The sequence below is a fragment of the Lactococcus sp. EKM203L genome, assembly GCF_011800585.1.
GTDB lineage: Bacteria > Bacillota > Bacilli > Lactobacillales > Streptococcaceae > Lactococcus > Lactococcus lactis.
Genome location: NZ_JAALEQ010000002.1, coordinates 233821 through 257441 on the forward strand (window position 1 = coordinate 233821; position 23621 = coordinate 257441).

Here is a 23621-nt window from a genome sequence, read left to right on the forward strand (position 1 = left end):
TTCTTTATTTTTCTTAGTTTTCATTCAAATATTATAGCACTTTTATCAGAAATTAACAGAAAAGTTACTGACAGAATGATTAATTTAGTAAATAATTTTACCAAATATTTTAATCATTCTGTCAGTAACTTTTTAATGAATTTCGACTGCTGGATAGGCCTCAACATAGCTTTCTCCTTGACTTCCTAGATAAGTGACTTTTCTTTCTGAAAAATCAGCTTCATAAGAAATCACACCAGCTTCCCAAGTGGCACTCAAGAATTCCGGAAAAGTCGTTTGTCCAGCTTGGTCAGCCCGCAAGGCCTTAATCAAAGCTTCTTGGTCAAAAACTGGCACCTCATGAAAACCACTCACCATTGGTGAATTGGTCACGCTAATTACGCCAGCGCTTGTCCAAAACGTACTTTGTCCGGCAGGAAGGGTCCAAACATTTTTTAAAACTCCAGCTTCTCGCATACATTCAGCCAAGTATGGAAAACCACCTACTTTTGGACGAATTTTCTCTGCTTTTTTCATGGCGCCTTGCACAAGTTCAATTGCATTCATCTTTTGACCTCATCTTCATTTATTTTGATGATTAATTATAACAAAAATTCTAAGAAAAAAATGCTGACGGAGGACTGAAATTTTCGTCAGTAATTTTTTTATTCCCAACTTCAATACTCCCCTTGTCGCATTGAACTGACAGAATTAATCAGCATTCATATTTTTTCATAAATAATGGAATTTCTTCAATCAATCGACTTGGCAAGACCACATATGATTTCTGAGCTAAGACGCTTGCAATTAAACTATGCAAATAAGTTGCAGCAGCAACTACTTCCTCTGTTTCTCCATGAAACTGAGCTAAAAAGCCACCAACCATCCCGGCTAAAGTGTCCCCCATTCCCCCAGTTGCCTGAGCTGGACTTCCTATTTTCAAGATAAATGATTCCCGATTTGGCGCAAAAATTCGTGTTTCTGAAGATTTAGCAACGACAATCGCTCCGAGTTGATTAACAAAATCTTGAACTTCTTCTTTGGTTTGTTGACCAATTTTCAAACCAGAAAGTCGTTCCAATTCCATTTCATGAGGTGTAAAAACCGTATTTTCAGGAAATAGTAAGTCTAAATGCTCTCTAGCAAAAAGGGTCAGTGCCGAACCATCAATGACCAACTTTTGATTTTCTGTCAGTAAATTCAAAACTTCTGTCAGTAAATCTAGTCTTTCTAAGCCCAATCCTGGACCAATAACAATAACGTCAGCAGCTTTTGCTACTTCTCTTAGCTTTATCAAATCATCAAAATCTAAAGTCATTGCTTCTGGAAGTCTTGCCTGTAAAGCACTATGATTTTCTTTAGCCAGTGTCACAGAAACTAAGCCCGCACCTGAATAAACTGCACTTGTCGTCGCCAAAATAGCCGCACCACCATATTGACGATTACCGCCAATCACTAATAAGCGACCATAAGTTCCTTTGTAAGAAGCTTTTTTACGTTTTTTAATTACTTTTGCTAAAATTTCATCAGTCAGTTCAATCATAATGCTATTTTACCGCATTTCATATCGATTTCCAATATCAAATATCAATATTTAAAAGCCTTATCGCTCGCTGAATTTAAATTTACTATTTTTCAATACTCTTTCCCCTATTTCTGCTCACATCATGTTAAAATTAAAGCATGACAAAATCAGCTAAAACATTTGACGTTATTGTTGTTGGCGCAGGCCCTTCTGGAATGATGGCTGCCATCTCAGCCGCGCAAAATGGAGCAAAAGTTGCTCTTATTGATAAAAATAAAAAAGTCGGAAAAAAATTATTAATGACAGGTGGCGGACGCTGTAATGTGACAAATGCCCGCTCTGTTGACGAAATATTAACAAATGTTCCTGGAAATGGTCGTTTTCTTCATTCAGCCTTTTCTCAATTTTCTAACCTTGATATTATCGAATTTTTTGAAAGCAATGGTGTTAAATTAAAAGAAGAAGACCACGGGCGCATGTTCCCTATAACCGACAAATCAAAAACAATTGTTGATGCCCTCTTCAATAAAATTTTGAGCCTCCATGTTTCTTATTTTCCAAGCCAAGCGGTTGATAAGCTTCTCATTGAAAACGGAGCGGTAATTGGTCTTGAAACGGATAGCGAGAGCTTTTTAAGCCCTACAATTATCCTCTCAACAGGCGGACGCGCTTATCCTTCCACAGGTTCAACTGGTGATGGCTATCGTTTAGCACGCTCAGCAGGGCATAGTATTTCACAACTCTATGCCACTGAATCTGCCCTGATTTCTGACGAACCATTCATTTTAGACAAAAGTCTTCAAGGCATTTCCCTACGCGAAATCAAACTCTCAGTACTCAATTCTAAGGGAAAAGCAATCATCTCTCATCAGCATGATTTATTATTTACGCATTTCGGAATTTCTGGTCCAGCTGCTCTGCGTTGTTCAAGTTTCATTAACCAACTTCTTGCTAAAGGTGAAAAAATGGTCACAGTCAGCTTAGACCAATTCCCCGAAAAAAAGTTGGGCTCTTTGAAAAATGAACTGACTAGCCTTTCTAAAACAGATAAATCAATTAAAAATGCCTTCTCAGGATTGACCCAAGAACGTATGCTTCTATTTATCCTTGAAAAAGCTGGAATTGACCCTAGTCTTTCTGCCAAGACGCTATCTGAGCAGCAAATTGATAAAATCGCTAATCTTTTCAAAAATTGGCAAATCACAATTAGCAAAACTTTACCAATTGAGAAATCTTTTGTAACAGGTGGCGGTGTTTCTCTCAAAGAAATAAATCCTAAAAGTATGGAGAGTAAACAAACCCAAGGTTTATTCATGACCGGTGAACTTTTAGATATTAATGGATACACTGGCGGTTATAATATTACCTGCGCCTTTGTGACAGGTTTTGTTGCTGGAAAACACGCTGCCCAAATCGCATCTTATTTCCAACAATAAGTCAGCCCTAGCTCAGGCTTGCACATTCTTTATAGAAATGGTACTATATTAAAGTACTGTTTTGCGGTGGTGGCGGAATTGGCAGACGCGCAGGATTAAGGATCCTGTCGGGAATTTTCTTGGTGCGGGTTCAAGTCCCGCCCACCGCACTAATATTAACTCGGCTAAGGCTGAGTTTTTTTATTGTCTTTTTTGGAAAACAAATAAAAAGTACCAACACTGGTACTTTTAAAATTCCTCATAATGTTCAAAAAGTACTTCTAAATCTGCTATTTCACTTAACAAAGTTTGGCCAACATTTGTATCCTTGACTCGTTTTCTTTGGTCAACTTCGGCTACCAGGCGTTTCAGGCTTATAATATCCGTCCCTTTTTCAACTGCTTCTTTAACGGTTGAAAAGGGTTGATGCGCAACCAGTTGAATGCCAAAACTATTATAAAGAAGAGTATACCCAGCAATTCCTGTTTCCTTTTGATAAGCTTTTGCAAAACCACCATCTATCACAATCAACTTTCCATCTGCCTTGATTGGATTTTCACCATTTTTTTCTTTGATAGGGGTGTGCCCATTCACCAAATGTCCCCCTTCATCTAAACCAAAGTTTTCTAAAATTTTCCTGATAATTTCAGCTTCCTCACGCAATTGATAATAAGGATTTTTCTTTTCCACATGCGTTTTCTTATCCTTGATATAATAGCGTTCAAAGGTTGTCATTGCCGTTTTACCAAATAATGAAGAGCATTCTCCCACCCAAAGATACCACATCAAATCTGTTGCTAAATCCGTCGAGTTTTCTGGATGAGCAAGACATTTTCTAACCTCTTGGTCAAAGAAATCAAGTAAATCACGGCCAGCATGAGCCTCTTTGTTAACCGTAAATGATTTAAAATCACCATTTTCATGTAAGGGAAGACAGCCATGAATCAACAAGTTTCCATTGTAAGAAAGATACATGGCTCCCTTTTCTTGTAAAAATTCAACATGACGTTTAAGTTTATCAGAACTTCTAAAATTATTTAATAAATGACTGATTATTTTTTCTTCTTCAGCGGTCAAACTTTCAGGCTGCTCAGGATTTACTGTGGGCGCTTGAAAATCAGTTAATTCATAAACTTCAGTTCCCAATTTTATTGTTTTTTCGGAAAAATCAATGAAATGAAGGACATCACGATGTTCAAGTTGAAAATCAGGTCGGCGTTTTATCAACTGACTCTCTAACTTAAATTGTAAAATGGCTGTGGCTTCTTGTAATTTATTAAGGAGTGCCTTTTCATCATCTGACAAACGAACCCCGTCGACCAAGCGTGGTTGAAAAGCCTCACTTGGCTCATAATAACGTTCAGCATACTCTAAAATCATCCGTAAATTAATCCCATAAGATTCTTCAAGAATATCGAGATTTCCATAGCGGGCACAGATTCTAATTACATTCATCATGGCTAAAGGTGAACCACTAAAAGCTGCCATCCATACAATATCATGATTGCCCCATTGAACATCAACTGAGGGCATTTTTATTAAGCGGTCAATGATTTTATCTGGATAAGGTCCTCGATCATAAATATCTCCCACCACATGAAGGTGGTCAACCGTCAATCTGCGAATCGTATCTGCAAGTGCAACAATTAAGCGAGTAAGTTCACCCAAATTTTGCAATTGCGAAAGGATTGAATCAAAATAATCTCTTTTATCAGTCGTCGAATCCACTTCATTGATTAACTCTTCTAAGATATATCGAAATTTTTCTGGAAAAGCTTTTCGGACTTTTGATCGAGTATATTTTTGACCGACAAATTTTACAGTCTTTAAAAGATAAACTAAATTGATTTGACAATAGTTCTCAAATTCTTCTGTCTCTTTTAGTTGACACTCAGAATCTAGTTTTTCTTGTGGATAATAAATCAAGGTTGCAAGTGATGATATTTCTGTCGCAGAAAATTCTGGAAAACAATCTCTAAGTTTTTCTTTGATACTGCCAGAACCATTTCTCAAAACATGATTAAAAGCATCATATTCACCATGCACATCACTCATAAAATGCTCTGTTGCTTTTGGTAGTTCACAAATAGCACTCAAATTAATAATTTCTGTCAGTACTGCTTCCTTTGACGAAAACTGTTTTTTTAGTAATTGATAATATTTTTTATCCATAATAAAAGTAAATGAGGTTTCGATCCCTCATTCACACTCTGCTTTCTATCTAAAAAAGTCGGGAATTATTAGACTTATTCTTGCATTTTATCATATAGAAAGCAGATAGTAAAGCGCTCACATTTGTAATTAATCATTATTTCTGTCAGTAAAATTTTTACTGACAAAAAAATCTGTCAGTAATGACAGACTATTTTTTGATTTTAATAAATAATACTTTAAGATAATTTCCTTCTGGAAAGCTGTCAGCAATATGAAAATCAGCTGGTAATTTTTCTTCTTGGAAAACGGTAAATTTTACTCCCTTATTTTTGAGCGCTTCTTCAATCATTTGACGGAATTTTTTATCAGAAACATTTGCTGCATTTGTTGATGCAATTAATGTCCCATTATTTTCTAAAATTTCAACAGCTTCTTTAACAAGGTCGCCATAATTTTTAGCTACTGAGAATGTTTTTTTACCATTTCTGGCAAATGAAGGAGGGTCGAGGACAATCATGTCATAAGTCAATTCTTTTTTCTTAGCATAATTAAAATAACCAAAAACATCCATCACATAGATTTTTTGACTCTCTGGTTCAATTCCATTGACCAAAAATTGTTCTCTCGTTTTATCAAGCGAACGTTTCGCCAAATCGACTGACGTTGTTTGACTGCTCCCTCCAAAAGCTGCTGCAACTGAAAAAGCGCCTGTATAACTAAACATATTTAGTAAAGTTTTACCAGTTGAAAGACCGCCCGCAAGTGCCCCGCGAACATTTTTTTGGTCAAGAAAAATTCCTGTCATTAACCCTTCATTTAGATAAGTCGCATAAGTCACGCCATTTTCCATGACCAACAAAGGTTCAGCCGCTTCTTGGCCAAAAATATGTTGACTTTCTAAAGCAGCCTCAGAAAAACGAAGTTTTTCATAAGCCCCTTTAATATCTGGGAACACGACTTGAAAAGCCTTAACAATCGCTTTTTTTTGACTATATATAAATTGATTGTACCAAGAAAAGACAGCAAAACCATTATAAAAATCAATGGTTAAGCCGCCTAATCCATCTCCTTCACCATTAAAAAGACGAAAGGCGTTCGTTAATTCATCCTGATAGAAGTTCGCCCGTAAAGCGCGTGCATTGACAAATTTTTCCACATAAAAATGATGGTCAATTTTTACTGACGAAGAATCTAAAAGCCAACCCACTCCTTTATTTTGTTTTGAAAGATAACCTGTTCCAAGCGCTTGCCCTTTTTCATCAAAAAATTGTGCAAAATCATCCCCCAAAAGGGGTGAATTTAAATCTTCTGCCACCAAAAGTGGATAACCAGCCCGCAATTTCTTTGCTGCTTTTGTCCGTACTGTAATTTTTTTCATGCTTTAATTATAACAAAAAAGTACTTTCTTTTTCTTTTAAAAACCAAAATAACCACCAGATAGACTATCCAGTAGTTATACAGTCAAAAGCATATTTTTAAGTCCGACGAACATTTTTCAAAGCTAAAACATTCGCAAGATAGAGCAGAGCCGCAAAAAGTAGCATAATGAGCAAATCAAACCAGATTCCAGAGAATCCTACTCCTCTTTTAACTACCTCTTGCATGGCAGAAATTCCATAATAAACCGGAATACAATGAGCGATTGCTTGAAGAATGACCGGCATCGTATCCACAGGAATCAAACCAGAAAATAAAAATTGGGGAACAATCGCTAAAGGAATCATCTGTACAAATTGAAATTCTGTTTTTGCTAATGTGGATAAAAGTAATCCAAACAATAAAGCGATGATGGCGATAAAGAAATTAATGACAAAGACCCAACCAATATTTCCGTTATTATGAACCCCTAAAATCCAATAAGTAAAAACAACCATGAGTGTTGTTTGAATCATTGCAAGAATTCCATAACTCAAAGTATAGCCCGTCACGATTTCAGTTCGTTTCACAGGAGTGACTAACATTCTCCCCAGCGTCCCTGAGGTTCGCTCGTTCACTAATGAAATACCTGAAATTAGAAGCACCAAGAAGAAAGCAAAGGCTCCAACTAAAATCGGTGCTAAATCATCAAAAGTAGCATTTGTACTACTAGGATCTCCGTACAAATAGTGACTCGTTACTTTATACTGCTCTGTATCAACCCTGAAATTTGTTGAAAAACTTTGACCTGATGTTTGAGGTAACTTACTTATCAAATTTTGCAGAGCCTGCTTAGTCTCCTCTTTAGTTGCCTTAACTTGGCTTTCTTGAATGACTTGTGTTAAAAGTAGCTTAATCGCAGAACTTGTTCCATTTGACTGATTAGCATAACTAACATCAATATTTTTTCCCGAAATACTAACAATTGCACTCAAATCTTTCTCATTCATTGTTGAGCGATTATTTTCAGAAACACTAATCACTTTCAGATGTGCTTTATCATTTGGCATATCCTTCAAAGCTCTTGTTAATTCTGTATTATCAGACTTCAAACCCACTCTGTAAGCATTATTTGACGGTACTTGAAAGAGAAAGTACATGAGCGTCAAAATAAATATTGGAGCTAAAAACATCATTGCCAGCGTCCTAGGGTCACCACGCCGTTGAAGCATAATTCGTTTAAAGATAGCAAGTGTTCTCATTTCGCTGCCCCCTTATTTTCTAACTCTAAATTTTTTCCCGCAACAATAAAGGCTTCCTCAACCGAGGCAACTTGATACTTTTCCTTAATTTCCTTTGGCGAACCTCCTGCTATAAATTTACCATTTCTAAGCATCAGTACGACATCACAACGTTCAGCTTCATCCATAACATGCGTCGTAATTAATATTGTTTTCCCTTGATTTGCTTGATTTCGCAGCTCTTCCCAAATTTCTTGACGCAATTCTGGATCAATCCCAACAGTTGGTTCATCTAAAAGTAAAATCGGAGCATCCGTTTGCAGAGCAATAGCGAGTGATAAGCGCCTTTGCATTCCTCCTGAATAATTAGAAATTGATTGATTTAACTGCTTAGTCAGATTTACTGTAGCAGCTGCCTTATCAAGTTTTCCTTGTAAATCCTTTTTTTTGATTCCTTGCAAAGAACCAAAAAATTCTAAATTTTGTTTGCCGGTCAATTCCTTAAATAGGGCGTCTTCTTGCGCCATATAGCCTAATTTCCCTAATACTTCTCTGTCAGGAATTTTTCTTTCAAGAATCTTAACATTGCCAGAATCCAATTTTTGCATTCCAACAATGGCCTTGATAAAGGTTGACTTACCAGCTCCAGAAGGTCCAATCAAACAAATAATTTTTCCACTTTCAAATTCATAGGATAAATGGTCTAATATTGCCTTATCGCCAAATTTCACACTAATATCATTAATAGCAATCGGTGATTTCATATTATTCTCCCTCAAACAATGAATGAGTGCTCGTTCATTTTTCTTGTTGAAGTAATTTTATCACTTCAATTCATGATTGTCAAAAATTAAACTTTGAGTGTCTTTATAGTAATTTCAGTGGCAAATTCTATTTCTTCCTCTAATGACATATTGTTAATTCCCAAAACTCTTTTACCTATATAGGTCGCTAAAGGATAAAAAAGAATCTGTAGAATTTTTTCAATCGGAAGATTTTTTATTTTTTGTTCCGCTTGGAGGCGAACAATTGTTGGTAAAACTAACTGTTTGGCCTGTTGCTCGAAAAATTTTTTTAAGTCTTCAACAAAAACGGAATTAACAAGCATTTGTCCCAACATCAAGCGAATCACATTTATATTTTTATCGGCAAAATAAAAACGGTCAGCAATGGTTACCTTAACGAGCTCTTCCACGCTTTCAAATCCTTTGCCAAATGTATTATCATTAAATTGATTGGCGACAGTATCCATTGTCACCTCAAAGATAGGTGCAAGTACCGCTACAAGAATGGCTTGTTTCGTGGGGAAAGTGTGGTAAACAGAACCAACAGAAACTCCCGCCCTTTTTGCAATTTGTTGAGAAGTTGTCGCTTCAAAGCCTTGTGATGCAAAGAGCTCTAATGACGCCTGTAAAACTTTCTTTTGCTTTTCTGTCAAATTTTCCATTTTTTTTAGGGTATCAGCATAAACCTCATTTAATGTTTGTTCTTCAGACATGATATCTCCTTTTAAACTGAATAAATGATTACTCATTCATTATAATATTTTGAAGAATGAACATCAAATAAAGTCTAATAAAGCTATATAAAAATAGCATTTTGTAGTATAATGATAAGAACTTTACGCTTTGAGGAACTTAGCACAAATCACTTATATCTTTATAAAGGAGTTCATATGACCTGTACAACATTTCTCGTCGGTAAAAAAGCCTCATTAGATGGCACAACTTTAATTGCACGAAACGAAGATGGTGGAGATAAACCTAATCCCCAACGTTTTGTTGTCATCAATCCTGAAAATCAACCCAAGCACTATCGCTCTATCGCCACAGCTTGTGAATTTGACTTACCAGAAAATCCCCTATCATATACTTCTACACCTGATGCGGATTCAACCTATGGTATATGGGCAGCGGCTGGAATTAATAGTGAGAATGTTGCCATGACTGCGACAGAAACCTCAACAACAAATAGTCGTATCTTGGGATTGGACCCTTATGTTGAAGCAGGACTAGGTGAAGAAGACTTCACAACAATTACCCTCCCTTATATCCAGAGTGCGCGTGAGGGTGTTGAACGGATGGGGCAACTCTTAGAAAAATATGGAACTTATGAATCAAACGGGATGGCTTTTTCTGATAAAGATGAAATTTGGTGGTTAGAAACACTAGGTGGACATCAATGGGCAGCTATTCGTATCCCCGACGACGCTTATGTTATTGCTCCTAATCGTCTTAATATCGATTGGTATGATTTTGAAAGTTCTGACACGATTTATTCAACTGGTTTGAAAGAATTTATTGATAAGAACAAGCTTAATCCAGACTTTGATGGTTATAACCTTCGTCATATTTTTGGTTCAAGTACCATTAAAGACACGCGCTACAACAATCCACGCGCTTGGTATGTACAAAACTATTTTTCTCCAGAAACCACAGGAAATGACGATCCATTTAACCAAGATTTACCTTTCATCTGCCATGCCAATCGCAAAATTTCCATTGAAGAAATTAAGTTTGTCATGTCAAGTCATTATGAAAATACAGCTTATGACCCATACAGCACAACATCAAGCGCCGCAGAACAAAAATTGATTCGACCAATTGGACTCAATCGTAATTTGGAACTTCATGTTTTACAAATTCGAGATAATATAGACAAGGAGCTTGCTGGCATTCATTGGCTTGCTTTTGGACCTAACAGTTTCAATAGCCTCGTTCCATTTTATGCTAGAGTAAGTGATACCCCTACTTGTTATCGCGATACAAAAGCCGACTTTGACCCAACCAAAATGTATTGGTTGACTACAATGACCGCTGTTCTAGGAGATAGTAATTTCCAAGGCTATGTCGATAAAAGAGACAATTTTGACCTAAACACAATGGCAAAATTAAGAGCCTTACAAAACGAAACCGACAAAGGAAGTGACCAATCACTTGAAGCAGTGAACGAAAAACTTGCACAGATTGCTCTGACTGCTCAAACTGAACTTCTTGGTAAAATGGTTATTTCTGGTTCCAATCACATGAAACTTCGCTTTGATTTTAATGATTAAAAAAATACGGATGGATTATCCGTATTTTTTAGATACTATCAATGGAGCGTCAACATCCATTGATAGAGTAGTCCAGCAATTACAGCACCAACAATTGAACCAGTTGCTGGAATCCAAGCATAGCCCCAGCCGGAAGTTCCTTTATTTTTGATTGGTAAAAGGGCGTGCATTATTCTCGGACCTAGGTCACGTGCTGGATTCATCGCGTAGCCAGTTGTTGGTCCTAAAGAAAAACCAACTGCCATAATAAGAAAACCGACAATAATTGGACCAAAACCACCTTCCAGACGATAATGGCCCATTGCCATAATCAGTATCATGAGTAGCGCCCCATCAAAAGCTTCTCCTAAATAATTGGACCAAGAATGACGAATAGCGGGTGCTGTGGCAAAACTTGCCAAGATTAGAGAAGAATCTTTTGTTTCTTCCCAATGAGGATAATAATGTAACCAAACGGCAACAGCACCTAACATAGCACCTAAAAATTCGGCTACAATAAAAGCAAATGCTAAGCCAATCTTTATTTTCCCTAAGACAAGAAAACCAATGACCAAGGCTGGATTGAGATAAGCGGGTGAAAAGAAGCCAACTACCCAGACAGCGACAGCAACTGCTAAGCCCCAACCAATTGCAATAGTCACCCAACCTGCATTTTCCGATTTTGTTTTACCTAAAACATTTGCTGCGACAACCCCATTTCCTAATAATACAAGGATGAAAGTGCCCAGAAATTCTCCCAATATTTCAATGTCACTGCTTTACCTTATTTTTCTATCATCATTTTTTCTAACTGCTCTTTTATTGCTTCAAAAGTTGCTCCTGCTTCTAAGAGAGCACTCGCTGTGTAAGCTCCCTCAATGAGCGGGACATTAAAAATGGTTAATTCTTTGTCTGTCATTTCAGAAACCAAATCCAAATTCATTCGAGCACTTCCTAAATCAAAAAATGTTAAGAGATTGTCTGCCTCATTTTCTTCAATAGCATTCATAACTCGGTCAAATGAGGTGCCTATTTCGCCATTTTCTAAACCACCTATAGCGGTTAGCGAAATATTTTTAGCGACTTCACGAATTAATTTTTTTAGTCCTGAGGCAATCTCAGGGGAATGAGAAACGATTACAATTCCATAAGTCATGCTACTACCTCCAAAAGTGTTTCAAATAAATAAGCACTTGATTGTGTTCCAGGGTCAATGTGTCCAATTGAGCGTTCTCCAAGATAAGAAGCTCGTCCTTTTGTAGCTAAAAGTCCTGCACTTGCTTTAACAACTTTTTCTAAATTATCTTTGGAAGCTGAATCAGTTTGTAAGTCATTTAAAAATGCTGACCAGATATCAACCATCGTTTTTTCACCGACTTGAGCTTTTCCTTTTTTTTGAATAGCTTCTAGTCCAGCATAAATTAATTCACTTGTATCCAAAGTTTCTGTGGCAGTCTTACTCATGGCTAGAAAGGCTGAACCATACAAAGGACCAGAAGCTCCTCCTACTTTTGACATTAGGGTCATAGCCACTTTTTTAAAGATTTCTGAGACATTTCCAAAGTTTGAAACTTCCAATGCTTTCATTGTTTCAGACATCCCACGAGCCATATTTGCACCATGATCCCCGTCACCAATAGGTCCGTCTAGTTCGCTTAGATAAGCTTTATTTTCTTGTATTTTTTCGTTGAATTTTCCTAACCATTCAATGGTTGTATCTATTGTTAACATTCTCTCTCCTTATCCCCAAGAAATAGTTTTCACGTCTTCATTAAGATTTTTGAGCCATTGGTCATCTTCCAACTTAATCATTGTAAGTGACAAGCCTGCCATATCAATTGAAGTCATATAATTCCCAACTTTTTTAAAAAGAATTTCAATATTTTCTTCTGTCAGTAATTTTGCAACATCATTCATAAAAATGAATTGCTCCATTAGTGGCGTCGCTCCCATACCATTTACAAGAATTCCATATTTTTGACCAGCTTCAAATTTGAATTCTTCTTTCAACTTTCCAACCAGTTCTGTTGCTAGCTCATAAGAAGTTTTCATTTTTTCCCGACGGTATCCGGGTTCACTATGAATTCCTACGCCATATTCAATTTCATTATCATCAAGAACAAAACCAGGTTTTCCAACTTCTGGAACTGTTGCGGCTGACAAAGCTAAGCCAATAGTCTTGATATTCTTGACGACCTTATCAGCCAAATCTTTGATTTCATCTAAAGAAGCCCCTTGATGGGCAGCTGCGCCTAATATTTTATGAACAAGGACTGTTCCAGCAACTCCTCGTCTTCCTTGAGTATAGAGCGAATTTTCAACGGCGATATCATCGTCAACAATAATTTGCTCAACCTTAATCTCTTCCATCTCAGCCATTTCTCGTGCCATTTCAAAATTCATCACATCGCCTGAATAATTTTTGATAATTAAGAGTACTCCAGCTCCTTCGTCAGCAGATTTGATTGCCTCATAAATTTGATCAGGCGTTGGTGATGTGAAAATAGCTCCACAAACAGCTGCTGACAGCATTCCTTCCCCGACAAATCCAGCATGAGCCGGTTCGTGTCCAGAACCCCCGCCTGATACTAAGGCAACTTTTCCACTTTTAGGACTTTTACGTTGAATAATTTCAAAATCTGGAACTTTTTCAATCAAATCCCCGTAAGCATAGGTTAATCCGTCTAACATTTCTGAGACCACATCTTGTGGTTGATTAATAATTTTTTTCATCACTCATCCTCCTGAGTTTCTTATGTTATACTTAGTATAAAATATAAAGTCCATAAAAATAAGGGACAAATCGCAAAATGTGTCCGCTTTCTTTTTAAATATGAAAAAATCAATCATTACACAAAAAATTATTGCTAAAGCTTTTAAAGACCTGATGCAAAGTAATGCTTATCACCAGATCTCTGTCAGTGATATCATGCAAACTGCAAAAATTAGACGACAAACTTTTTATAATTATTTTCAGAACCAAGAAGAGCTTTTATCTTGGATTTTTGAGAATGATTTTGCCGAATTAATTAATGATAATTCGGATTATTATGGTTGGCAAAATGAACTCTTACTCTTATTACGCTACTTAGATGAAAATCAAATTTTTTATCAAAAAATATTTGTTATAGATAAAAATTTTGAACACTTTTTCCTTATTCAATGGGAAAACTTACTTGATAAGGTTATTTTTGACCAAGAAAAAAAGTCTGACTATCATTGGTCAGACTTAGAAAAATCTTTTATATGTCGTTATAATGCTGCAGCAATTTGTGCAATAACTAGAGAATCAATCATTAGAGGAAATTCTTTAGAAAAGCTTTATTCTCAGATTGTAAATCTTTTACTTGCTCAAATTAAAATTTTTGAAAGCTGATTACCATGCAAAAGCTCCCGTTGGAGCATTCAGATAGTCCAACCATTTAGGATCTTTAACAGAACAAAGTGTTAATGAAATTCCTGACATATCACAACTTGTCATTAGGTTTCCAACTTTGCAAAACTTAACAGATAAGCCTTCAAGTTCTAAAAGGCGTATCACATCATATTGAAAACTATAAAGTTCCATTAATGTTGTTGAACCCAAACCATTTACAAGCAAAATATAATTTTTATTTGCTTTTTTTTGCCAGTTAATTTCTGCTTTTAACTTATTTACTAACTCTACGGCAATACGCTCTGAGTCTTCAAATTTTTCAACACGATAACCGGGTTCTCCGTGTATTCCAATTCCAAAAGAAACTTCATCTTCAGCTAGAACAAATGAAGTCTTTTGATGAGGAAAATGAACAGGTGCTAAGGCAACACCCAAAGTATAAATTTCTGGGGAAAGTGACAGAGCTAATTGTTCAATTTCATCAATACTTCCGCCTTCTTTAGCAAAAGCACCAAGAATTTTATGAAGTAAAATTGTTCCAGCAACTCCTCGATGTCTTTTATGAAAATTATAAGCATTCACCGAAATATCATCATGGCTGACAATATATCTTACATCAATTCCTTCATTTCTCGCTTCTTTTATTGTCTCATTAAATTCCTTTAAGTCAGCTTCAAAATTTTTGATGATCACAAAAACGCCTTTGCCTGAGTTAACTTGGCGAATAGCTTTTAAAATATTTTTAGACTTTGGTGGTATAAATAGAGGACCAGTCACAGCTGCCGCAAGCATTCCAGACCCAACGTAACCTACATGGGCCGGTTCATGACCACTTCCTCCACCTGAAATAATTGGAACTGTTTTTTCATTATATGTATTATCATAGAGAATTCCAGTTTCTGGTAGATAAGTCAACTGAGGGTAAGTCAAATCAATCCCTTTTAACATCTCCTCTGGAATTTCATTTGTTGAAGTATAGAATTTCATATAACCAAATTATAGCACAGATACAAAAAGAGCTTGATTTAAAAAATCAAACTCTTTTTATTTATTAGCTTTTAGATTTATTTTTCAGTCAAAGCTGCAAGTCCTGGAAGTACTTTACCTTCGAGGAGTTCCATTGAAGCTCCACCACCAGTTGAAATCCATGAGAATTTATCTGCATAGCCAAGGTTGATTGCTGCTGCTGCTGAGTCACCACCACCGATGATTGATTTAACACCTGGTTGTTTAACGATAGCTTCCATCAATCCAACAGTACCTGCTTGGAAGTCTGGGTTTTCAAATACACCAACTGGACCATTCCAAACAACTGTTTTAGCACCTTCAAGTTGTGTGTTGTAGTCAGCAATTGTTTTGCTTGCTACGTCAAGTCCCATGAAGCCTGCAGGAATATTTTGGTCTGCAGTTTCTTTAACTTCTGTGTAACCAGCAAATGCGTTAGCAACTTTGTGGTCAAGTGGCAAAATCAATTTTCCAGCTGCTTTTTCAAGCAATTCTTTAGCAAGATCAAGTTTGTCATCTTCAACGAGTGAAGTTCCGATTTCGTAACCTTGAGCTTTCAAGAATGTGTAAGCCATCCCACCACCGATGATAACTTTATCAGCTTTTGAAAGAAGGTTTTCGATAACACCGATTTTATCTGAAACTTTTGAACCACCAAGGATTGCTACGAATGGACGTTCTGGAGCTTCAACTGCTTCTTGGATATAAGCAATTTCGTTTTCAAGAAGGAAACCAGCAACGGCTTTATCAACATTTGCTGAGATACCAACGTTTGATGCGTGAGCACGGTGAGCTGTACCAAATGCGTCATTAACGAAGATTCCGTCACCAAGTGAAGCCCAGTATTTACCAAGTTCTGGGTCATTTTTAGATTCTTTTTTACCGTCGATGTCTTCAAAACGAGTGTTTTCAACGAGAAGGATTTCTCCATCTTTAAGTTCGTTGATTGCTGCTTCAAGTTCTGCTCCACGAGTAGTTCCTGGGAAAACAACATCTTGACCAAGTTTTTCAGAAAGAGCTTTAGCTACTGGTGCAAGTGATTTACCAGCTTTGTCAGCTTCTTCTTTAACACGTCCCAAGTGAGAGAAGAGGACTGCACGTCCACCTTGTTCAAGGATGTATTTAATTGTTGGAAGCGCAGCAGTGATACGGTTATCATTTGTGATTACGCCATCTTTAATTGGAACATTAAAGTCAACACGTACGAGGACTTTTTTGCCTTTAAGTTCAACGTCTTTTACAGTCAATTTTGCCATTTGGAAAAATTCTCCTTATAAGATATTTTTGTTGAGATTGAAAAAGCACCATGCTGATTCAATTCAAATCGATAGGTTAATTATATCACAAATTCGAATAATTTGGCTTTGAGAATTTTACTTTTAGCTTGTAAAGGGTTACTTTTAAAAGATTTTTACTGACAGATTTTTTTATTTTTAAAAATGAATTTAAAAAGGGCTGTCAGTAATATATTTTTGAATTCCATAAGCGACACCATCTTCTGTATTGCTTTTCGTAATCACTTTTCCTATTTTTTTTAAGTCATCAGAAGCATTTGCCATGACAATTGGTAACCCAACAGCTTTTAACATACTTAAATCATTTTCATTATCGCCAAATGCTGCAAGTTCGCTTTGCTCTAACTGTTCTCTTTGAGCAATAAATTGGACTGCTTTAGCTTTTTGAGCTTCAAGATGTGTAATCTCAAGATACGTTTCCCAAGTTTTTTGAATGATTATATCAGGAAAATTTAGCTTTTCTAAATGTTTTTTAATTTCTTCTAACTTACTTTCATTTGGTGTAATCAAAAGAATTTTAAATATTTCTAGTCTTGGTCGCTCAGTTATCAATGTTTCCAAATCTACTAACTTAGGAACCTGTGGAGTAAATTGCATTTCTTGTTCGATGTCTTTATCAATCTTTTCAACATACCAATCGCTTAAACTGTACAGGGATAGATTTATTTCAGGATAATCTTTTTTGATTGTCTTAATTAATTCTTGAGTGCTAGCATGAACCAATGGATTTGCCTTAATAACTTTATTTTTAGCAAAAATAAGCCCGCCATTAAAAGCAACTTGTGAGCTTTTTAAATTCAATTGATTAATTAGACTCTCCATCGCTTGAGGTGCTCTTGCTGAAACCAAAGAAAACGGAAGATTAGAGTTTTCAATCACTTCTTGAGTCTTTTTGGAAATTTTACCTTGGTCATCAAGTAAAGTCCCGTCTAGGTCAGAAAAAATATGTTTAATCTTAGTCATCTTATCCCCCTCTATCCTCTATTTTAACAAAATTTACTGACAGCTTTGTTAGTAAAAGCTAATGAATAAAAAAATCACTGACAGAAGTCAGTGATTAAAAATTCTAATTAGTATTTTTTACGTTTACGTGCTGCTTCTGATTTACGTTTACGTTTTACAGAAGGTTTTTCGTAGTGTTCACGTTTGCGAAGCTCTTGAAGAGTTCCAGCTTTTGTTACTGAACGTTTGAAGCGACGGAGTGCGTCGTCAAGTGATTCATTTTTGCGTACAAGTGTTTTTGACATAGATTTTCACCCCATTTCCAGCTCGAGAGTTCGTGGTCTTTCACACGACTTTCCTATTATATCAAATGGAAAAGACCTTGTCAAACTAGACTAGCTTTGTCGCCTCCTCATTTAAGCGTTCTTGATGAATATTAATTTTTTTATCCAAATAAGCCATCGATTTTTCAAGTTCGGCTAATTCTTTTTCCATTTCCTTTTTACGAGCTTTTAAAACTCCAATTATCATTTCATGCTTATCTGTATTGGCAAAAACTTCTTTAATTTGTGCTAGACTCAATCCGGCACAGCGATAATGGCGAATGGCATTAATTCTTGATTCTGTTGCCTCGTCAAAATCACGAATTCCAGCTTTAGTGCGTGGAACTGAGATCAATCCTTCTTTTTCATAGAATCGTAGATTGTAGGCTGAAATTCCTGTTCTCCCTGTAACTGTCGCAATCGTGACCATTTTTTCTCCTTTGAACTTATAAAAATCACTTTTTTATGGCAATTTTACTTTTTTATTTTATTAATTAATAAAAAGTCAATTTATTCTCTTGACTTAGAGTAACTCTAAGTTGCTATAATATAGCATGTTGATTTCAAAGTGTCAACCACCGCATTTTGAATCTTATTTTAAAATAGAAAAGAGTAAAAATTGAATAAAATACAAGAAAAACGTTCCATAAGAGCCTTTATGCTCTCCAATGTGATGGCAGGTTTAGAATGGTCAATCGTAGCGACCGCTCTACCTGCAATGATGGCGGAATTACATGGAATTAAATTAATGAGTTGGGTTGTAACCATTTATATGCTTCTCATGGCGGTTTCTTCTCCCATTTGGACGAAATTAGCCGAACGCTTTGGATATAAACAAATGTTTGTGCTTGGCACACTCTTATTTACAATAGGTTCTCTCGGCGAAGGATTAGCCATTAATATGCTAATGGTTATTGTCGCACGCGCGCTCATGGGACTTGGTGCTGGTGTGATGATTCAACTTCCTTTTGTCATCTATGGAATGATGTATCAAGCCGATGAGCGAAGACGAGTGATTGGAAATACTGTCGCTGCTTATTCATTTTCAACTATTGCAGGACCAATTGTCGGGGGGCTGATTGTCACTTTACTTGACTGGCGTTGGGTCTTTTTCATCAATATTCCAATTGGGATTTATATGGCTTTTATTGTTTGGAAAAATTTCGACTTGAAAACAGACCATACTAAAAAATCAATTGATTTTGCTGGCTCTGCTTCTTTATCCATCGCTGTCATTGTAATAATGTTGCTTTTCCAAATGATGGGAAATGCAGTCATTAATCTTCCTCTCCTCCTTACTTTATTAGTTGTAAGTTTTCTCTTTTTCATCGGATTTTATTTTGCTGAAAAACGAGCAGTTGACCCAATTGTTCCACTTGAACTTTTCAAAAACCCTTCATTTATCGCTAAAAATATCATGTTTTTCATGCAATATGGCTTCTTTGGTTTTTACACAAATTATCTGCCTACTTGGGGACAAGGAGTCATGGGCGCAACGGCTTTAGTCGGCGGAATGGTTTTGATTCCATCAGCAATCATGCTGGTTATAGGCACTAGAAATGTCAATCATCTCATTCAAAAAGTGGGAGAAAAGAAAACAATCTATATTGGATTTTCCATTATGGTTTTAGGGGCAATTTTCTTATTTAGCTTGCCTGAACATGCCTCAATTATGATGCTCTTTGTGGCAACAGCAATTCTTGGAACTGCCTTTGGAATTGTCAATATCACCTTGCAAGTTGCGGTTCAAGAAAGTGTTGCTAAGCATTTGATTGGTGCAGCGACCGCGGTTAATGCACTACTAAGAACAATGGGAACAACGCTTGTTTTATCTGGGCTATCCATTGCCCTTAATCGTACATTTACTGAGGCAACAGCACATAATCCAAAACTTACAACAACACTTCTTAATCAAATTTCTGATGCAAAAGCTTTAAAAAATATTCCAGTAAATCTTATTGCCCCTTTGCGTCACACCTTATTTAACGGCATGCACTTGCTTGCTCTTATCTCAGGATTACTTCTTTTCATCGCTCTTTTTGTCAATTGGCTCGACCCTTGGAAAAAAGGATTAGAATAGGAAAAAAACTGCTGACAGGCTCGTCAGTAGTTTTTATTTTGCTGACAAAACTTCTGTCATAGGATAGCCGTTTGCGCTTTAGCGCATTTACGGATATGCTAGTATTTCCGTCAGTAATTTTTGAGTTCATTAAAGTCTGCAATTGCTTTTTCTAATAAATGATGTAAACTGTCAGCATCATTTTCTAACCATTCTTCCCAAGCCACACTATAAACTGCTCGAGCTAGGCGAACAGCTAATCTTGCACTTCTTTCACCATAAGCTGTCAGTAAATATTCAACTAATAGTTCTTCGATTTTACTTTGTTTTAAAAGTTCACGTTCTTCCAAATCTGGGTGACTGGCAATTATTTTTTGTCTTTTGACTGTTCTTTCTCGATGTTCATCAAAGAAGTCTGCAGCGTAAAAATAACTTTCAAGAACAATAGCCATAGGATTATTCGCTTCTGATTCTTTCATTTTCGTCAGTAACATTTGGCTGTATTGCTCAACGCCAGCAAAGAAAATATCTGCTTTATTTTTAAATTTACGAAAAAATGTTCGCTCTGTTAAACCAGCTTTGGTGGCAATTTGTAGAACAGTTGTATTCTCATAACCTTGCGCTGTAATCAATTCCAAGGCTGCTTCATATAATTTTTCTTGACTTGTTTTTTTCATCTCTTCCCCTAAATGTCAGTTTGTGACATTTCCCTTGACAAGACTCCTCTAAAGGATTATACTATTCTCAAATGTCAGTTACTGACATTATATAAAATGCCTTTAAAACTGTCAAGAAAAGTTGATAAAGCACATTAAGGAGAAAATAAATGGTTAAAGCACTACAATACAAAACATTTGGTAAACCCGATGTTCTTCAACTCGTGGACCTTCCTCTCGTCCATCCAAAAGCTGATGAAGTTTCTATCAAAGTCAGTCATGTTGGACTCAATCCAATGGATTGGGCTATTATGGGAAATCCTGAAGTGGCTCCAAATTTTGGTGTCAAACTTCCCCAAACTTTTGCCTATGATTTTGCTGGAATAATCGATGAAATTGGTCCAGAAGTGACCGACTTTAAAGTTGGCGACCATGTTTTTGGAACAACAATGAGAGGTGCAGCAACCGAACAACTCATTTTTTCAACGAAAGAACGTGGACTTTTTCATAGACCCAATTTTGTAGAAGATGACGTCGCCTCTACTCTTGCCGTGGCTGGCCATACTGCGGCAGTTGCTCTGCGAAAAGCTCACGTAACAGCAGGGGATACTCTTTTAGTTGGTGGTGCAGCCGGTGGCGTAGGGATTTTTACGGTTCAACTTGCTCAAATTTTAGGCGCTAAAGTAATCGGTACTGCTTCTGACTCTACCGCTGACTTCCTACAAGATTTAGGTGCCGAACAAATAAGTTATGGCCCGGGTCTGGCTGACCGTTTGAAAAATAAAGAAATCACGGCGGCTATCGATCTATTCAGCCATGAAACGCTTAAAGCTGCTCTCGAATTAGAAGTCAAAGCTGATAAGATGTCGACTGTCATCATGTATCCAGAGCCTCCAGCTGGGATTCCAACGGCTACAGGTGGCGAAGCTCTTCCTTCTGATATGGAAATGATTTTAAATGCCATCTCTAATCATCAACTGACGGTTCCAATTGCAGCTAAGTACTCTATCGATGACTATTTGGAAGCAATCAACTTACAGATGAATCGTCACGCACATGGAAAAATCGTTCTTTATTTTTAAATAAATAAAAAAGCAGTCAAATCAGACTGTTTTTATTTACTCCAATCAATCGGACTTTGACCAGATTCAACCAGAAATTCATTGGTTTTTGAGAAAGGATGCGAACCAAAAAATCCACGACTTGCTGACAAAGGTGACGGATGCGCCGCTTCTAGTATGAGATGCTTACTTCCATCAATTAGTTTGGCTTTCTTTCTAGCAAACCCCCCCCAAAGAATGAAAACTTTTGGTCGCTCATCATCTGAGGCAATCTTGATAATTTCGTCTGTCAACGGTTCCCAAATTTTACCAGCATGGGCATTTGAAGCAAACTCAGGTACGGTCAGAACTGCGTTTAGAAGTAAAACACCTTGTTCGGCCCAAGCCGTCAAATCACTGTCATCTTTAGAAAAACCTTCCTCACGCAATTCTTTTTGGATATTAACAATCGAGTCTGGACGATTCACTTTGAAAGTAGCAGGATAAGAAAAAGCCAAGCCTTGAGCTTTCCCGGGCTGAGGGTAAGGGTCTTGCCCAACAATGATAACCTTTGTTTGTGCCAAAGGAGTCAATTCAATCGCCCGAAAAATTTGATTTTCTGGTGGATATACTTTGCCCTCTTGATAAGTCTGATTGATAAATTCAATCATTTTAGGAAAATAATCTTCTGCTAGTCGATTGCGTAAGGGTTGTGACCAATCTGTTTTCTTCATTTTTCTTGTCCTCTCTCCACAAAAATTCGGAGGGTTGTTTTCAATTTTTCTGTTGCTGTCTTTCTGAAATCACTGATATAAATTTCTCGATGATGAAATTCTTTGTGAACAGCTTTTAAATCATGTTCTTTAGCATACTCAAAGAGTTTCTCAAAGCTTTCCCCTTCGTCATCAAAAGAACCTAAATGAATGGTTTGCAGACATAATCCGTCTTGAATAGCTTCAAATTTAACTTTTGATAAATCAAATCCTTTTTTACTCTCAACTAACTTCTTAGCTTTTTCAACTATTTCAGAATCCACAAAATCGGGCATTCTAATCATCAATCGCCAAATAAAGTCATTTTTATCTAGTTTACCAGCTCTAGGTTCATTTTTACTGGTCCATAAACCTTCAAGAGGTGGAACCACAAAAGGTTGGAAATTTTCAATTATAAAGTCTGGGTTTCGATAAGACATTGAAATCATATAGGCTGTCGCATACAAATATTGAATGGCTTCTTGAAAAGCTGGACTTGTTGGTGCTCCTTTGCCATCTATCATTAGATAATTAAGGGCAGGCAGCTCAATTAAAGAAATTCCTTTTGGTAAATAATAATTTTTATCAGATTTTTTATAATCAATTTTCGGGCTAGACATGCTTTTATTATATCAAATTTATAAATAAAAAAACCTGCCTTAATGACAGATTTTTTATTTTCAAATTAGAGATTTGCAACGTTATGATAAACTTTTTGGACGTCATCGTCATCTTCAAGAGCATCAATGAGTCCTTCAAAGATTTCTAAATCTTCAGGTGAAAGTTCAACTTCTGATTGAGGAATCATTTCTAATTCTGTTGTTGAGAACTCAGTAATTCCAGCTTCTTTAAGTGCTGCAATTCCTTTATGAAGGTCTGTTGGTTCTGTATAAACAACAATATTTCCTTCTTCTTCGGTCACATCACGAACATCAACTTCAGCATCAAGCAAAATTTCAAAGATATGGTCAGGGTCAGTTCCTTCAAAAACAATCACCCCTGTATTGTCAAACATATAGCTGACAGCACCGGCTGCTCCGATATTCCCACCATTTTTGTGGAAAGTAGTACGGACATTAGCGATTGTACGGTTAACATTTGAAGTCAAAGTTTCGGCGATAACCATTGAACCATTTGGTCCAAATCCTTCATAACGTCCTTGAACGAAAGTTTCATCACCACCACCTTTAGCTTTATCGATTGCTTTATCAATAACGTGTTTTGGAACTTGCGCTTGTTTGGCACGTTCAATAACGAATTTTAATGATGAATTTGATTCTGGATCTGGTTCACCTTGTTTAGCAGCGGCATAGATTTCAACACCGAATTTTGCATATACTTTAGAAGTTGCACCGTCTTTAGCGGTTTTTTTAGCAACAATATTGGCCCATTTACGTCCCATTGGAATAATCTCCTTGAAATTTTATTTAAATTATTGGCAGAGGATTAATCTGCATGATTTTTTCTAT

General features: G+C 36.6%; 25 protein-coding genes and 1 tRNA gene. 6 read left to right on the top strand and 20 right to left on the bottom strand.

The window, feature by feature from the left end:
* Positions 1-132: 132 nt before the first annotated feature.
* Positions 133-546, bottom strand: a complete 414-nt coding sequence (locus tag HFD15_RS04375; protein ID WP_003131176.1) for a DUF1398 domain-containing protein — start codon at positions 544-546, stop codon at positions 133-135.
* 148 nt (positions 547-694) lie between these two features.
* Entirely contained in the window at positions 695-1522 is an 828-nt protein-coding gene (locus HFD15_RS04380; protein WP_058208255.1) for an NAD(P)H-hydrate dehydratase, read from the bottom strand.
* A 140-nt stretch (positions 1523-1662) separates the two neighbouring features.
* On the opposite strand from HFD15_RS04380, the gene HFD15_RS04385 reads away from it, so the two are divergent.
* The gene (locus HFD15_RS04385; protein ID WP_058208254.1) at positions 1663-2940 is read left to right on the top strand and encodes an NAD(P)/FAD-dependent oxidoreductase; all 1278 of its coding nucleotides are present in this window, start codon (positions 1663-1665) and stop codon (positions 2938-2940) included.
* A 63-nt stretch (positions 2941-3003) separates the two neighbouring features.
* Positions 3004-3089: transfer RNA gene (locus HFD15_RS04390), tRNA-Leu, on the top strand.
* Between the two features lie 79 nt (positions 3090-3168).
* Here the strand turns inward: HFD15_RS04390 and HFD15_RS04395 are convergent.
* From HFD15_RS04395 to HFD15_RS04415, 5 genes are all read right to left on the bottom strand, one after another.
* Positions 3169-5091, bottom strand: a complete 1923-nt coding sequence (locus HFD15_RS04395) for a fructose-1,6-bisphosphatase (RefSeq protein WP_033899336.1) — start codon at positions 5089-5091, stop codon at positions 3169-3171.
* Positions 5092-5281: 190 nt separating this feature from the next.
* Positions 5282-6451 (bottom strand): class I SAM-dependent rRNA methyltransferase, encoded by a 1170-nt coding sequence (locus tag HFD15_RS04400; protein WP_167593307.1) that lies wholly within the window; start codon positions 6449-6451, stop codon positions 5282-5284.
* Positions 6452-6548: 97 nt separating this feature from the next.
* Positions 6549-7691, bottom strand: coding sequence for an ABC transporter permease (locus tag HFD15_RS04405; RefSeq protein ID WP_058208252.1), 1143 nt, complete (start codon positions 7689-7691; stop codon positions 6549-6551).
* Positions 7688-8434, bottom strand: a complete 747-nt coding sequence (locus HFD15_RS04410; protein ID WP_167593306.1) for an ABC transporter ATP-binding protein — start codon at positions 8432-8434, stop codon at positions 7688-7690. Before HFD15_RS04410 ends, HFD15_RS04405 begins: the two co-directional genes overlap by 4 nt.
* A gap of 86 nt (positions 8435-8520) precedes the next feature.
* On the bottom strand, positions 8521-9168 hold the full coding sequence (locus tag HFD15_RS04415; RefSeq protein WP_058208251.1) for a TetR/AcrR family transcriptional regulator: 648 nt from the start codon (positions 9166-9168) through the stop codon (positions 8521-8523).
* 177 nt (positions 9169-9345) lie between these two features.
* Between HFD15_RS04415 and HFD15_RS04420 the strand changes: the two genes are divergently transcribed.
* Positions 9346-10725 carry a C69 family dipeptidase gene (locus tag HFD15_RS04420; RefSeq protein WP_058208250.1) on the top strand — a complete coding sequence of 460 codons (1380 nt, stop codon included), beginning with the start codon at positions 9346-9348 and terminating at the stop codon, positions 10723-10725.
* A 38-nt stretch (positions 10726-10763) separates the two neighbouring features.
* Here HFD15_RS04420 and HFD15_RS04425 read toward each other — a convergent pair whose 3' ends face one another.
* From HFD15_RS04425 to dhaK, 4 genes are read right to left on the bottom strand one after another with little or no spacing between them, the layout of a single operon-like run.
* A complete protein-coding gene (locus HFD15_RS04425) occupies positions 10764-11474 on the bottom strand; it encodes an MIP/aquaporin family protein (RefSeq protein WP_167593337.1) in 711 nt (236 codons plus the stop codon).
* Positions 11475-11488: 14 nt separating this feature from the next.
* The gene (gene dhaM / locus HFD15_RS04430; RefSeq protein WP_003131161.1) at positions 11489-11860 is read right to left on the bottom strand and encodes a dihydroxyacetone kinase phosphoryl donor subunit DhaM; all 372 of its coding nucleotides are present in this window, start codon (positions 11858-11860) and stop codon (positions 11489-11491) included.
* Positions 11857-12435: a dihydroxyacetone kinase subunit DhaL gene (gene dhaL, locus HFD15_RS04435; protein WP_167593305.1), complete on the bottom strand. Its 579-nt coding sequence runs from the start codon at positions 12433-12435 to the stop codon at positions 11857-11859. Before dhaL ends, dhaM begins: the two co-directional genes overlap by 4 nt.
* Before the next feature lie 9 nt (positions 12436-12444).
* Positions 12445-13437, bottom strand: a complete 993-nt coding sequence (gene dhaK / locus HFD15_RS04440; RefSeq protein ID WP_023163701.1) for a dihydroxyacetone kinase subunit DhaK — start codon at positions 13435-13437, stop codon at positions 12445-12447.
* 100 nt (positions 13438-13537) lie between these two features.
* Between dhaK and dhaS the strand changes: the two genes are divergently transcribed.
* Complete coding sequence (dhaS, locus tag HFD15_RS04445) at positions 13538-14080, top strand: dihydroxyacetone kinase transcriptional activator DhaS (RefSeq protein WP_003131158.1); 543 nt, start codon at positions 13538-13540, stop codon at positions 14078-14080.
* Here dhaS and dhaQ read toward each other — a convergent pair whose 3' ends face one another.
* The 5 genes from dhaQ to HFD15_RS04470 all read right to left on the bottom strand — a co-directional run bounded on the left by dhaQ (position 14081) and on the right by HFD15_RS04470 (position 18075).
* Positions 14081-15067, bottom strand: a complete 987-nt coding sequence (gene dhaQ / locus HFD15_RS04450) for a DhaKLM operon coactivator DhaQ (RefSeq protein ID WP_058208249.1) — start codon at positions 15065-15067, stop codon at positions 14081-14083. It abuts the gene before it with no gap.
* A 77-nt stretch (positions 15068-15144) separates the two neighbouring features.
* Positions 15145-16341, bottom strand: coding sequence for a phosphoglycerate kinase (gene pgk, locus HFD15_RS04455; RefSeq protein WP_012897069.1), 1197 nt, complete (start codon positions 16339-16341; stop codon positions 15145-15147).
* 189 nt (positions 16342-16530) lie between these two features.
* Positions 16531-17343, bottom strand: coding sequence for a Cof-type HAD-IIB family hydrolase (locus HFD15_RS04460; protein WP_021723338.1), 813 nt, complete (start codon positions 17341-17343; stop codon positions 16531-16533).
* A 107-nt stretch (positions 17344-17450) separates the two neighbouring features.
* The gene (gene rpsU, locus HFD15_RS04465; protein WP_003129844.1) at positions 17451-17627 is read right to left on the bottom strand and encodes a 30S ribosomal protein S21; all 177 of its coding nucleotides are present in this window, start codon (positions 17625-17627) and stop codon (positions 17451-17453) included.
* 85 nt (positions 17628-17712) lie between these two features.
* Positions 17713-18075: a MerR family transcriptional regulator gene (locus tag HFD15_RS04470; protein WP_058208248.1), complete on the bottom strand. Its 363-nt coding sequence runs from the start codon at positions 18073-18075 to the stop codon at positions 17713-17715.
* A gap of 228 nt (positions 18076-18303) precedes the next feature.
* Here HFD15_RS04470 and HFD15_RS04475 point away from each other — a divergent pair, with 228 nt between their 5' ends.
* Positions 18304-19725 carry an MDR family MFS transporter gene (locus HFD15_RS04475; RefSeq protein WP_167593336.1) on the top strand — a complete coding sequence of 474 codons (1422 nt, stop codon included), beginning with the start codon at positions 18304-18306 and terminating at the stop codon, positions 19723-19725.
* A 110-nt stretch (positions 19726-19835) separates the two neighbouring features.
* Here the strand turns inward: HFD15_RS04475 and HFD15_RS04480 are convergent, their stop codons facing one another.
* Entirely contained in the window at positions 19836-20381 is a 546-nt protein-coding gene (locus tag HFD15_RS04480) for a TetR/AcrR family transcriptional regulator (RefSeq protein WP_058208247.1), read from the bottom strand.
* A gap of 149 nt (positions 20382-20530) precedes the next feature.
* Here HFD15_RS04480 and HFD15_RS04485 point away from each other — a divergent pair, with 149 nt between their 5' ends.
* Complete coding sequence (locus HFD15_RS04485) at positions 20531-21442, top strand: NADP-dependent oxidoreductase (protein ID WP_039114525.1); 912 nt, start codon at positions 20531-20533, stop codon at positions 21440-21442.
* Between the two features lie 32 nt (positions 21443-21474).
* Here HFD15_RS04485 and HFD15_RS04490 read toward each other — a convergent pair whose 3' ends face one another.
* From HFD15_RS04490 to HFD15_RS04500, 3 genes are all read right to left on the bottom strand, one after another.
* A complete protein-coding gene (locus HFD15_RS04490) occupies positions 21475-22134 on the bottom strand; it encodes a uracil-DNA glycosylase (protein ID WP_003129839.1) in 660 nt (219 codons plus the stop codon).
* Positions 22131-22772 (bottom strand): GyrI-like domain-containing protein, encoded by a 642-nt coding sequence (locus tag HFD15_RS04495; protein ID WP_010905224.1) that lies wholly within the window; start codon positions 22770-22772, stop codon positions 22131-22133. The genes HFD15_RS04490 and HFD15_RS04495 overlap by 4 nt, the downstream gene beginning before the upstream one ends.
* Before the next feature lie 65 nt (positions 22773-22837).
* Entirely contained in the window at positions 22838-23554 is a 717-nt protein-coding gene (locus HFD15_RS04500; protein ID WP_010905223.1) for a YebC/PmpR family DNA-binding transcriptional regulator, read from the bottom strand.
* Positions 23555-23621: the final 67 nt, after the last annotated feature.

Excerpts from the sequence above, each read along its gene's own strand:
- dhaK (WP_023163701.1), bottom strand. The coding sequence starts at position 13,437 with ATGAAAAAAATTATTAATCAACCACAAGATGTGGTCTCAGAAATGTTA.
- dhaL (WP_167593305.1), bottom strand. The coding sequence starts at position 12,435 with ATGTTAACAATAGATACAACCATTGAATGGTTAGGAAAATTCAACGAA.
- HFD15_RS04480 (WP_058208247.1), bottom strand. The coding sequence starts at position 20,381 with ATGAAAAAAACAAGTCAAGAAAAATTATATGAAGCAGCCTTGGAATTG.
- HFD15_RS04485 (WP_039114525.1), top strand. The coding sequence starts at position 20,531 with ATGGTTAAAGCACTACAATACAAAACATTTGGTAAACCCGATGTTCTT.
- HFD15_RS04395 (WP_033899336.1), bottom strand. The coding sequence starts at position 5,091 with ATGGATAAAAAATATTATCAATTACTAAAAAAACAGTTTTCGTCAAAG.
- HFD15_RS04375 (WP_003131176.1), bottom strand. The coding sequence starts at position 546 with ATGAATGCAATTGAACTTGTGCAAGGCGCCATGAAAAAAGCAGAGAAA.
- HFD15_RS04415 (WP_058208251.1), bottom strand. The coding sequence starts at position 9,168 with ATGTCTGAAGAACAAACATTAAATGAGGTTTATGCTGATACCCTAAAA.
- pgk (WP_012897069.1), bottom strand. The coding sequence starts at position 16,341 with ATGGCAAAATTGACTGTAAAAGACGTTGAACTTAAAGGCAAAAAAGTC.
- HFD15_RS04490 (WP_003129839.1), bottom strand. The coding sequence starts at position 22,134 with ATGAAGAAAACAGATTGGTCACAACCCTTACGCAATCGACTAGCAGAA.
- HFD15_RS04405 (WP_058208252.1), bottom strand. The coding sequence starts at position 7,691 with ATGAGAACACTTGCTATCTTTAAACGAATTATGCTTCAACGGCGTGGT.
- dhaQ (WP_058208249.1), bottom strand. The coding sequence starts at position 15,067 with ATGAAATTCTATACTTCAACAAATGAAATTCCAGAGGAGATGTTAAAA.
- HFD15_RS04470 (WP_058208248.1), bottom strand. The coding sequence starts at position 18,075 with ATGGTCACGATTGCGACAGTTACAGGGAGAACAGGAATTTCAGCCTAC.
- HFD15_RS04500 (WP_010905223.1), bottom strand. The coding sequence starts at position 23,554 with ATGGGACGTAAATGGGCCAATATTGTTGCTAAAAAAACCGCTAAAGAC.
- HFD15_RS04400 (WP_167593307.1), bottom strand. The coding sequence starts at position 6,451 with ATGAAAAAAATTACAGTACGGACAAAAGCAGCAAAGAAATTGCGGGCT.
- HFD15_RS04495 (WP_010905224.1), bottom strand. The coding sequence starts at position 22,772 with ATGTCTAGCCCGAAAATTGATTATAAAAAATCTGATAAAAATTATTAT.
- HFD15_RS04420 (WP_058208250.1), top strand. The coding sequence starts at position 9,346 with ATGACCTGTACAACATTTCTCGTCGGTAAAAAAGCCTCATTAGATGGC.
- HFD15_RS04460 (WP_021723338.1), bottom strand. The coding sequence starts at position 17,343 with ATGACTAAGATTAAACATATTTTTTCTGACCTAGACGGGACTTTACTT.
- rpsU (WP_003129844.1), bottom strand. The coding sequence starts at position 17,627 with ATGTCAAAAACACTTGTACGCAAAAATGAATCACTTGACGACGCACTC.
- HFD15_RS04410 (WP_167593306.1), bottom strand. The coding sequence starts at position 8,434 with ATGAAATCACCGATTGCTATTAATGATATTAGTGTGAAATTTGGCGAT.
- HFD15_RS04380 (WP_058208255.1), bottom strand. The coding sequence starts at position 1,522 with ATGATTGAACTGACTGATGAAATTTTAGCAAAAGTAATTAAAAAACGT.
- HFD15_RS04385 (WP_058208254.1), top strand. The coding sequence starts at position 1,663 with ATGACAAAATCAGCTAAAACATTTGACGTTATTGTTGTTGGCGCAGGC.
- dhaS (WP_003131158.1), top strand. The coding sequence starts at position 13,538 with ATGAAAAAATCAATCATTACACAAAAAATTATTGCTAAAGCTTTTAAA.
- HFD15_RS04475 (WP_167593336.1), top strand. The coding sequence starts at position 18,304 with ATGCTCTCCAATGTGATGGCAGGTTTAGAATGGTCAATCGTAGCGACC.
- dhaM (WP_003131161.1), bottom strand. The coding sequence starts at position 11,860 with ATGACTTATGGAATTGTAATCGTTTCTCATTCCCCTGAGATTGCCTCA.